General features: G+C 43.6%; 12 protein-coding genes. 6 read left to right on the top strand and 6 right to left on the bottom strand.

Going from position 1 to position 9,874, the window contains the following annotated elements; genetic code table 11:
* Positions 1-313 precede the first annotated feature (313 nt).
* Together Q7J27_03470 and Q7J27_03465 are read right to left on the bottom strand one after the other, a co-directional pair.
* A complete protein-coding gene (locus tag Q7J27_03470) occupies positions 314-1,921 on the bottom strand; it encodes a cyclic nucleotide-binding domain-containing protein (protein MDO9528198.1) in 1,608 nt (535 codons plus the stop codon).
* A complete protein-coding gene (locus Q7J27_03465; protein MDO9528197.1) occupies positions 1,911-2,072 on the bottom strand; it encodes a hypothetical protein in 162 nt (53 codons plus the stop codon). Before Q7J27_03465 ends, Q7J27_03470 begins: the two co-directional genes overlap by 11 nt.
* A 340-nt stretch (positions 2,073-2,412) precedes the next feature.
* Here Q7J27_03465 and Q7J27_03460 point away from each other — a divergent pair, with 340 nt between their 5' ends.
* From Q7J27_03460 to Q7J27_03440, 5 genes are all read left to right on the top strand, one after another.
* Entirely contained in the window at positions 2,413-3,423 is a 1,011-nt protein-coding gene (locus tag Q7J27_03460; GenBank protein MDO9528196.1) for an efflux RND transporter periplasmic adaptor subunit, read from the top strand.
* Between the two features lie 142 nt (positions 3,424-3,565).
* Positions 3,566-4,345 (top strand): ABC transporter ATP-binding protein, encoded by a 780-nt coding sequence (locus tag Q7J27_03455; protein MDO9528195.1) that lies wholly within the window; start codon positions 3,566-3,568, stop codon positions 4,343-4,345.
* Between the two features lies 1 nt (position 4,346).
* The gene (locus Q7J27_03450; protein MDO9528194.1) at positions 4,347-5,096 is read left to right on the top strand and encodes an ABC transporter ATP-binding protein; all 750 of its coding nucleotides are present in this window, start codon (positions 4,347-4,349) and stop codon (positions 5,094-5,096) included.
* Entirely contained in the window at positions 5,093-6,226 is a 1,134-nt protein-coding gene (locus Q7J27_03445; GenBank protein MDO9528193.1) for an ABC transporter permease, read from the top strand. Before Q7J27_03450 ends, Q7J27_03445 begins: the two co-directional genes overlap by 4 nt.
* A gap of 1 nt (position 6,227) precedes the next feature.
* Positions 6,228-7,349: an ABC transporter permease gene (locus Q7J27_03440; protein ID MDO9528192.1), complete on the top strand. Its 1,122-nt coding sequence runs from the start codon at positions 6,228-6,230 to the stop codon at positions 7,347-7,349.
* Here the strand turns inward: Q7J27_03440 and Q7J27_03435 are convergent.
* From Q7J27_03435 to Q7J27_03420, 4 genes are read right to left on the bottom strand one after another with little or no spacing between them, the layout of a single operon-like run.
* The gene (locus tag Q7J27_03435) at positions 7,330-7,773 is read right to left on the bottom strand and encodes an NUDIX hydrolase (GenBank protein ID MDO9528191.1); all 444 of its coding nucleotides are present in this window, start codon (positions 7,771-7,773) and stop codon (positions 7,330-7,332) included. The genes Q7J27_03440 and Q7J27_03435 overlap by 20 nt on opposite strands.
* A gap of 16 nt (positions 7,774-7,789) precedes the next feature.
* Entirely contained in the window at positions 7,790-8,041 is a 252-nt protein-coding gene (locus Q7J27_03430; protein ID MDO9528190.1) for a heavy metal-associated domain-containing protein, read from the bottom strand.
* Between the two features lie 22 nt (positions 8,042-8,063).
* The gene (locus tag Q7J27_03425; GenBank protein ID MDO9528189.1) at positions 8,064-8,756 is read right to left on the bottom strand and encodes an aromatic aminobenezylarsenical efflux permease ArsG family transporter; all 693 of its coding nucleotides are present in this window, start codon (positions 8,754-8,756) and stop codon (positions 8,064-8,066) included.
* Positions 8,757-8,759: 3 nt separating this feature from the next.
* Positions 8,760-9,215, bottom strand: coding sequence for a nitrophenyl compound nitroreductase subunit ArsF family protein (locus Q7J27_03420; protein MDO9528188.1), 456 nt, complete (start codon positions 9,213-9,215; stop codon positions 8,760-8,762).
* Here Q7J27_03420 and Q7J27_03415 point away from each other — a divergent pair.
* Positions 9,214-9,348 carry a hypothetical protein gene (locus Q7J27_03415; GenBank protein ID MDO9528187.1) on the top strand — a complete coding sequence of 45 codons (135 nt, stop codon included), beginning with the start codon at positions 9,214-9,216 and terminating at the stop codon, positions 9,346-9,348. The two genes, Q7J27_03420 and Q7J27_03415, sit on opposite strands and share 2 nt — an antisense overlap.
* Positions 9,349-9,874 lie beyond the last annotated feature (526 nt).

Raw genomic sequence — 9,874 nt, 5'->3', positions numbered from 1 at the left:
CGTTTCACGATACTCTCGTTTGGACCGTGGACTCATGATTATCCCTCCTTTTGGAAGTCGATGTTCGGTAACATCGAATTATGAGTCAACGATCCCTTTTTAGCCACTCCTTCGGTAACATTTAATATGAGGCAATTCGGGGTAACCATAAACGGTTGTTTTTTCCCGCAGCATGCTGTATCACTACAGGAATTATCAATGGGCTACGTGTCGACATGAAACACCTGTCACAAAACATAAGAAGCGTTCCGGGTAGTGCAGGTAGGGCGTAAGATTGAAGAAAAAATTGGTGTGAGAGCTTGCCGAATATCCATTAAAACAATTCATTATCTCTTGTCTCACCGTTTGCGATTTTCTCACTGATGATTTCCCTGTAAACGTCAAAAAGGTCAGGAAAGAATGAACCTTTCATACCTTCCATTATCGTAAGCGCCTCGGCATAAGGCATCGCATCTTTGTAGACTCTTTTGGTTGTAAGCGCGCTGTACACATCTGCTATTGCCATAATTCTTGAGAAGAAAGGGATTTCCTCTCCTTTTAATCCATCGGGATACCCTGTTCCATCGTACTTTTCATGATGGGCTCTTACAATTTTTCCAAGAGATTTCATCCCCGGGATTTCAATAAAATAAGTCTCGCTCCAGATCGGATGTTTTTTTATAATTTCATATTCTTCGAGGGTGAGGGCCCTGGAGGCATTCAATATCTCATGAGGTACATGAATTTTTCCGACATCATGGAGTTCGCATCCGAGTTTTAACATTTCATACTTCCCGCGTGACAAGTTCAACTTTTTAGCAATCTCCAACGCCATATCTCTCGCATGAAAACTGTGACGCAGTGTATAATAATCTTTTTTGTCAAGGGCTATATTTATATGCATTATTGTACGGATTTGACGCTCAACATTGATTAAAGAAAATTTGTGAACAATTGTTTCTAAGGCTTTAATAACTCTCGTGTTATATCTGGTACCCGACCCTCTTTTTATGATTTCCATCGCCTCTTCAGGAGGAATATTCCTGTAATCAGGACGGATGAGTTCCTCATAATCATTTGCAACTTTTAAAATCTGCGCCTCAATTGGCATATCCTGAAAATTTTCACGCCCAAGAAACTCAATAAAGGACACCCTTTCTGCAAGTCTTTTATTGGGATGGAGAATTTCTACTGCATACTTATAAATTTTAGAAAACTCTTCTTTCTCTTCAGGTGAAAGCACCTCACCCCTTCTCTCTTTTTCAAGCAAATTTTTACTTAATGAAACCTTTCCAATCTCATGCAAAAGGCCTGCATATAAGAGTTCATCAGCTATTTGGGGGCACAGAACTTTGCACATCTCTTTTGCAAGGATTCCAGTTTCCTTGCAGTGTTCAACCTGCTCTCTGCCCATTGATGCATTTAGCTTGTTCAGATTATCGAGTTCTGGAAAATCAAGATAAAAAGGCTCATAAGACTTTAATTTTTCTTTAAAATGGTTTGTTATAAACTGCTCATCTTCAAAGAATGAAACACGGGAATCAAGTAATTTTTTCATATCAAGTAGAAGATCAGGGGTTTCTTTTACAAGATGTAGGAAATCATCCCGTATAAGCTGAAGTGTTTCAACTGAATCGACTGCTTTAATGGTAGCAGTTCTCGGTGTGTCAATTAAGAGGGCCATTTCTCCGAATCCCGCGGGCGGGTCAAGTTCTGCCAGTATATTTTCCCCTTCAGGACTCTCTTTTATAACTCTTACATGACCTTCTTTTAAAATATAGAAACTGTCTCCCGGTTCGCCTTCTTTGATAATGGTGTCGTGTGGATTAAAGCGGAGGACTTTAAATTTAGATGCAATCTCTTTTATATGATCAGGTTGCAGTGAGAAGAAAAGCGGATTCGATGATATAAATTTCGCAATATCGGTATCTTTAGTTGTCATTGTAGGTGCTCTCCCTGAAACCTACAGCGCTACGTATATGGAATCTGATTTTCCTTTTCCCGGTTACAATGTTTTTCTTCTGGAGTTCGTAAGTTATAGGCCTGTGCATCTCTTCTCCGTATTCGTGTGTTATCCAGTCTTTTATTACCATAAATTCTTTGCGTTTACCAACATCGTTACTGATTTTAAATTCTAATTAAGTCTGCGGAATGTGTCAATAAAAATGAGACACCTTGATCGATAAATCGGGTAATATATTGTCACCTGGGACCTACAAAATAACCGTAGTTAGCGGTATTACCGGTATCTATGGCTACAGTAAAAGTTTTTTATTGAATGTTCGGTGTTTTTTTGTTTTAGTTCTTTTATGGCTGTGCTGTTTCGTTGATTTGAGTTGAAAGGATCGCTCGCTTATCGCAACGACCAAAAACAGTTATGTAAGGATTTCAAAAAACAAAGAACGTTCTGGGCGGTGGATATAGGGGGTAAGATTGAAGAAAAAAATTGGTGTGATAGCTTTTGCTGCCCTTATTCTGGGTGTGGGTCTTCTGGTTTACTCGGGCCAGCGGAAGGCGAAACTTGGCGAATTATACTATTCTGGAACCATGGAGGCGACGAATTCTCAACTTGCTTTTCAAGTTGGTGGAAGAGTTGTAAATGTATCTGTTAGGGAAGGGGAGTCTGTAGAAAATGGACAGATTCTTGCGGAACTGGATCAATCTGAATACCGGGCTCGCCATGAACAGGCCAGTGCCAATCTGGACAGATCTGCAAAGAAACTGCGGCAATTAGAGATGGTTTTAGAAATATACAGGAAAACACTTCCCGCTGAAGTTGCAAGGGCGAGGGCCGTTGTTTCAAGCTCCAGGGATACTATGGAGGAGGCGCGGAAGCATAAAAAAAGGTATGATACGTTATTTGAAAAAAATGTTGTTTCGGAAAATGAGTGGGAAACTGTAAAGCTCAGGTATCAGACAGCGAATGCAAGACTGTCGGAAGCGGAGGCTGTTCTGGAACAGGCGCAGAGCAATTTAAAAAAGATTGAAGCTACGGAAAAGGAAGTTGAGGCAACGAAGGCCGATGTTCGGGCGGTGAGAGCAGCCCTTAAAATCACGGAAATTCAGCTCAAGTATACAAAGTTGAAGGCGCCTTTCAATGGAATAATAGCCAGCCGAAATATTGAGCTTGGGGAGGTGGTAATGCCTGGCCGTGAGGTCCTGACACTTTCGGATCTTTCCACTGTGCATCTGAAAATATTCGTTGGCGAGACAGAAATAGGTAAAGTAAAACCGGGGCAACGTGTTGAAGTGAGGGTGGATACTTTTCCTGATAAGATCTATAAGGGGGAAGTTTCATTCATATCTCCTGAAGGGGAGTTTACACCGAAGATAATCCAGACTCATAAGGAGAGGGTCAAGCTTGTATACCTTGTCAAGGTTTCTATTCCCAATCCAGACCTTGAATTGAAATCGGGAATGCCGGCCGATGCCTGGTTGCGGTAATCAGTGGTCAGTGGTCAGGGGGCAGTGGTCAGGGATTGATGCCATGATTGTATAGTTCATGCTTTTACTAGCAGAAAAAATTTCTGCGATGCCTTGAAAACCCCATATAGAGTTATTTTACGATGATCTAATAGGAGAAAAAATGTCTGACAGCCGATTCCTGACCCCTGAAAACTGCTTTATTCAGGTTGAAAATATCTCCAAGAGTTTTGGGGACGTGAAGGCCGTCTACGATGTATCTTTTCATGTAGACAGGGGGACCATATTCGGACTTGTGGGGTCTGACGGGGCGGGCAAATCAACTCTGCTTCGGATGATAGCAACCATGATAGAGCCGTCTTCCGGACGGATTCAGGTCGGGGGGATGGATGTTGTCTCTCAGAAAACAAGTGTCAAAACCGTAATGGGATATATGCCGCAGCGTTTCGGCCTCTACCAGGATCTCACGGTTGATGAAAACATCAGTTTTTTTATGGATATCTTCGGAATTTTCGGCCAAGAGAGGAAGAAGCGGAGGGAACGGTATCTCGGGTTTTCCAATCTCCTCCCATTTGTTGATCGTCTGGCGGGTAATCTCTCCGGAGGTATGAAACAGAAATTGGGACTTGCCTGTGTTCTCATACATCAACCTACGGTTCTCATCCTCGATGAGCCGACCAACGGTGTGGATCCCGTATCACGGCAGGAATTTTGGGAGATCCTTTCTGAGATGAAGCGGGAAGGTATGACCGTTCTCATTTCAACGGCCTATCTGGATGAAGGAGAAAAGTGTGATCGCCTCGCCATCATGCACAAATCGAGGATTCTTGATACAGCAACTCCCGAAAAGATGAGATCCAACTTTCCGGATCTTGAGGAAGCCATGATCCATCGAATAAAAGAAGTTGACGAGGAACTTGTACACGATAAATTCAAGATGTGAAATGACGACACAAGATGCTATTTTTGTAAAGGATTTAGAGAAGAGATTCGGTCAGTTTGTTGCCGTGGACAGAATCTCTTTTTCTGTTAAAAGAGGGGAAATCTTTGGCCTGTTAGGTCCGAACGGTTCCGGGAAATCGACTACTATCCGGATGCTGTGCGGGATCATAACTCCGACGTCCGGTTCCGGTGTGGTTGCCGGACATGATATCTGTACGGAACCGGAAGAAATCAAAAACTCAATAGGGTATATGTCGCAAAAATTTTCCCTTTATGAAGATATGACCCCGTTTGAGAACCTCCGTTTCTACCTTGGAATATATAACGTGCCACCAGACCAGTGGAAGGAAAGGATTGAACAGATCCTGGATATTGCCCGTCTGCAGGATGTCCGCCAAAGGCTTACCAGAGAATTGCCGCCAGGATGGCGACAACGCCTGGCCCTGGGATGCGCCCTCCTTCACCATCCTGATATCCTCTTTCTCGATGAACCCACGTCAGGCGTTGATCCGATCACACGCCGCCATTTCTGGGAATTTATTGGAAGGCTGGCAGAAGATGGTGTGACAATCTTTGTTACCACACACTATATGGACGAGGCGCATAATTGCCAGCGGATTGCAGTCCTTGATGAGGGTAAAATAGTTACGTCCGGCAGCCCTTCAGAGATTATCAAAGAAACCTTCCCCGATCGCCCCGAGGCCGGCTTAAATGATGTTTTTGTTGAATTGATGGCCAGGAGAAACAATTGAACACGGTAAAGATTAAAGCCATTGTTCGAAAAGAATTCTACCACCTGATCAGAGATTTCAGGAGCCTGTATCTGGCCTTTGTTATCCCGCTTCTTCTGATTCTCCTCTTCGGTTATGCCCTCAGCCTGGATGTGGACAACATTAAAACCGTTGTGGTGGATCATGACAAAACCTACTTAAGCCGTGATTTCATACGCAAGCTCGACGCATCTTCCTATTTCAACATCGCCAACCAGCTTACGGATACCAAGGCTGTGACAGAATATCTGGACAATGGCTGGACAACGATGGCAGTGATTATTCCTCCTGGCTGGACCGCGGACATCAACGCGGACCGCGAAACTCCCATTCAGGTTCTACTTGACGGCAGTGATCCAAATTTTGCCGGCATATCACGGGGATACATTATGGCATTTGTTGAGGAATATAACAGTCAGTTACTCCTTGATTTTCTCAATCGTAAAGGAATGGAGAAGATAAAGCCGCCAATTGAGGGACGTATACGAGTCTGGTTTAATGAAGATCTTGAGAGCCGTAATTTTATCGTCCCCGGCATCATTGCAATCATTATCATGATCGTAGGAGCCATGCTGACCTCGCTGGTAATTGCCCGCGAGTATGAAAATGGGACAATGGAAACGATACGTTCCCTGCCTCTCAGAGGGGCTGAATTTTTAACAGGAAAAGCGATCCCCTATTTTTTTATAGGGCTGATAGATGTGCTTGTTGCCGTTTTGATGGGACAGATGCTCTTCGGTGTTGTCATGAAATCCAGCTTCTGGTTGATGGTACTTGCATCCTCAGTCTATCTGTTTGTCGCACTCAGTCTCGGCCTTCTTATTTCCGTTGTTACAAAATCACAACTGGTGGCCAATCAACTTGCCCTGTTGATTACTTATCTGCCTTCTCTGCTTCTTTCCGATTTTGTTTTTCCCATTGTAAATATGCCCAAAATCCTTCAGATAATAACTTACATTGTCCCGGCCAGATATTTTATCGATATTTTAAATGGGTTATATCTGCGAAATCTGGGGCTCGATCACCTGTGGCCAAGCTATATGGTACTGGCGGTCATGTTTGTTATCCTAACGGGCATGAATCTTCTTGTGCTTAAAAAGGAAGGAATGTGAGATGAACTGGATTAGGATTCGAGAACTGGTCCGCAAGGAATTTATTCAGCTTTTCAGGGATAAGAAAAACAGGCCTATTTTAGTCATCGCACCCCTTATTCAGTTGCTCATCTTCGGGTATGTAGTGACGACCGATGTACGGGACATCAGAGTCGGGCTTCTCGACCAATCCCGTACACGGGAAAGCCGAATGTTGATAGATGCCTTCAGCGCCAATAAAACCTTTCGTATTACCCAATATACGGACAATCCGAAGGATCTGGAGCAGATATTGCTCAGGAAAAAGATTGATCTGGCAATCAAAATCGACCCCAATTTTAGCGAACACATAAGAAAAGGAGAAACAGCCGATATTCAGATACTCGCTGACGGAAGCATGAGCAATATGGCATCTGTCAGAATAGCTTATACCACCATCGTCCTGGATAGATTGAACCGGATTTTAATCAAGGAGCTTCACCCTGAAAAGATAAACTACGGCAAAATAGATGCCCGAATAAGGACATGGTATAACCCAAATCTTGATAGCCGGAACTTTTACGTGCCGGGTATCGTGGCCTTTTTGATCATGATTCTTACAATGGTCTTTACCTCCATGGCGATAATAAAAGAGAAAGAAACAGGTACCATGGAACAACTGATCGTTACCCCTATAAAACCATTTGAGTTAATCATGGGAAAGACGATCCCATATATCACCATTGCCCTTGCACAGATGATTGCAGTCACCATATTTGCCATTTTCTGGTTTCGCATCCCGATGGCAGGCAGCATTCCGCTCCTCTTTTTCGCTACCTGCTTTTTTCTCTTAAGCACGCTGGGTATAGGGCTTTTCATATCGACCATTTCGTCGACTCAGCAACAGGCCATGATGACCACCTTCTTTTTCATTCTTCCCTTCTTCATGCTCAGTGGTTTTGTATTTCCCATTGCCAATATGCCGCAGGTTGTACAGTGGTTGACCTATTTGAATCCTTTAATGTATTTTCTTATAATTATAAGGGGAATTTTCTTGAAGGGGGTGGGGCTGACAGTGCTCTGGCCCCAATTTCTTGGACTGTTAATTCTCGGTCTGATTGTCTTTGCCGGATCTGTCGGGCGTTTCAGGAAGAGACTGGATTAGCGTAAAAGCCTATTTCCTCAAGCACTTTTAAGGTGTTTTCGCTAACCGGCAACTCTTTGAGTTCTCCAGGTGATATCCAGCATGCTTCGAGTGCATCGTCGTCGGCGTTTGGTGTTCCACTTACATAATCTGCTATAACGTCAACAATTGCAAAATGGAACCGGATACGTCCCGCATCATCCCTTTCGATGAAATCGAAGCTGTAAATTGGTTTTCCGGCACGGATGACAAGTCCGGTTTCCTCTAAAATCTCCCGCTCGGCTGCCTCCTGCAGCGTTTCACCCAGCTCTACGGAGCCGCCCGGAATTGCCCACAATCCCTTGCTTGGAGGAATGCCGCGTTTGACAAGAAGAACCTTGCCGTCTTTAAGTACTATTGCCCCGACACCGACCCGTGGACTATCGGGATACTCACGTTTTGACATATCATCTCCTCCTGAGTCACCCAGCGTTATACCCTGCCAGTTCAATTGCTTTCTTTACTTTTTCAGTATTGCCCTTTTCCTCCATCTCAAATTCTACCATTTCCTTATCCAGATCAACTACTACATTCGATGTCCCTTCAATTGATTCAACAGCCTTTTTTACCGTTCCCGCACAATGCATGCAGGTCATACCCGAAACAGTCAGACTTATTTTGTCGGTTCCCATATTCATTTCCTCTTTAATTTTAGACAACAGCTTTATTTTCATATAATACCATCCGGTTGTTTTCTTATATCAAGTTGAACAGAAACCTCATGCAGTAATATAAACCGGCGAGTATGAAAACTGAAGCCGTTAATCTCCTGGCCCATAATTCAAATACGGCAATCTTTTTATAAGCGTTTCCTGCGAGGTGGGTCGAGAAGGCAAGCAAAAATGCAAAAACCAGAACAGGAATAGCTGTTCCGATACCAAAGAGAGAGGGTAGAATGATTTTTGAACCGTGGGCAATGGCAAGAGAAAATAGGCTTCCAAAAAACAATGCAGCCGAGACCGGACAGAAAGAAAGGGCGAAAACAATCCCGAGAAATCCGGCACCCCATATCCCTGCTTTTTCTACACGAGACTGAAAAGCATCACCGAAAAACCCGATACCTCCAAAATCGATTGTAATAATATCCAGTAGAATAAAACCGATGATTATCAGTAAAGGACCGAGAAGCATGTTCATGTACTTCTGGAGAAAATTGGCGACAGCGGGTATCGACTGTACGCTGGATACAAGCAAAATTCCTAATATCGCATAGGTGATCATTCTTCCGAGCATGTACAAGAGCCCCGCCGATAATACGTATCCTGCTTTATCCACCCGCCTGCCGATGTAAGAGACAGCAGCGATATTCGTTGCAAGTGGACAGGGGCTTATGGAGGTCATAATTCCGAACCAGAGGGCCATCCACATACCCATCAAAAACGAATCCATTTTTCAACCTTCTAAATATGTCGCAATTTCTTTTTGAATATATGTTTTAAATACTTCGTCGTTGCGGAACAATTCCCATATCCTCTGGAGGTTTTTCCACCGTACTTCTTTACCTCCTGCCCGGTCAGAAACAATTACTGATTTTGTATATAACTGATACTCTTCGATAAAGTGTCTGTTTTTCTGATTTTCGACGTTTACTGTCTTCATTTCCAGCAAGCCGTTTTTAATCTCGGTTTCGAATGCCTCTCCAACGGCTATCAGTGTCATCTGCTCAATGCGCGTGCATGAAAAACAGCGGTAATTGCCATGGAAATAATATACTACTACTTTATGATTTTTCTTATCATTTGACTGTTTATTTTTAACGGAGGCAGCTTTTCGTAAGTCATTCTGTGCTGCCTGTTCTGCGCTGAAGCAGGGTTTATGGGTGAGTACGACAAATGAAAGAATAACCATGCACAAGATTATTATGGTGATTTTACTATGTCTTGAGAAGATCATCTTTTTTGTGCTCCACGTTGCACAACTACTTACAGAAACCTTTAGCGCATATATTCGTTATAATTGTGACAGGACTTTTATAGGATAGAGGCATTTCTTCACCGGATAATTGGACAAAAGAGGGGAAAGAACGATTCATGCCGAGAAAGTAATCTCCCGCCTTCGGCAGAAAAACGTATCAAGCCCGTTTACGAAGCTTGGTATTGAGAGCTTTGCAAAACTGCAATTCTGGTCATTGCGAGGAGCTTTAGCGACGCGGCAATCTTATGAATTGTCAATATGTTACGAGATTACTTCGCTTTGCTCGCAATGACAATATTGGTATTATGCAAAGCTCTCGTATTCAAAGCTGATGCACTCGTAAAAAGTCACAAACCTCCCTCTCCCTTGATGGGAGAGGGCTGGGGTAAGGGTGAAAGCAACGACATTTCAGGCGGTTATATCCCCCTCCCCTTTGTCCCCTCCCACCGGGGCTGGTCTTAATACACACTTGACACCGAGGGTCACGGGTCGGCGTCGTTTATGCTGCAGGGTTGAGTAAGAATACTATACATCTCCGTTGCTGTATCCAGTCGTTGTAGTCCTCGCCAGAGTGTTTGGGTGCCTGGTGGACC

Source organism: Syntrophales bacterium (assembly GCA_030655775.1).
Classification (GTDB): Bacteria; Desulfobacterota; Syntrophia; order Syntrophales; family JADFWA01; genus JAUSPI01.
This window is presented reverse-complemented; position numbering and strand designations above follow the sequence as displayed.

Bases quoted from the DNA above. Each gene is read 5' to 3' on its own strand.
- Q7J27_03435 (MDO9528191.1), bottom strand. From the start codon at position 7,773: ATGTCAAAACGTGAGTATCCCGATAGTCCACGGGTCGGTGTCGGGGCA.
- Q7J27_03465 (MDO9528197.1), bottom strand. From the start codon at position 2,072: ATGGTAATAAAAGACTGGATAACACACGAATACGGAGAAGAGATGCAC.
- Q7J27_03455 (MDO9528195.1), top strand. From the start codon at position 3,566: ATGTCTGACAGCCGATTCCTGACCCCTGAAAACTGCTTTATTCAGGTT.
- Q7J27_03440 (MDO9528192.1), top strand. From the start codon at position 6,228: ATGAACTGGATTAGGATTCGAGAACTGGTCCGCAAGGAATTTATTCAG.
- Q7J27_03470 (MDO9528198.1), bottom strand. From the start codon at position 1,921: ATGACAACTAAAGATACCGATATTGCGAAATTTATATCATCGAATCCG.
- Q7J27_03415 (MDO9528187.1), top strand. From the start codon at position 9,214: ATGCACAAGATTATTATGGTGATTTTACTATGTCTTGAGAAGATCATC.
- Q7J27_03420 (MDO9528188.1), bottom strand. From the start codon at position 9,215: ATGGTTATTCTTTCATTTGTCGTACTCACCCATAAACCCTGCTTCAGC.
- Q7J27_03425 (MDO9528189.1), bottom strand. From the start codon at position 8,756: ATGGATTCGTTTTTGATGGGTATGTGGATGGCCCTCTGGTTCGGAATT.
- Q7J27_03430 (MDO9528190.1), bottom strand. From the start codon at position 8,041: ATGAAAATAAAGCTGTTGTCTAAAATTAAAGAGGAAATGAATATGGGA.
- Q7J27_03450 (MDO9528194.1), top strand. From the start codon at position 4,347: ATGACGACACAAGATGCTATTTTTGTAAAGGATTTAGAGAAGAGATTC.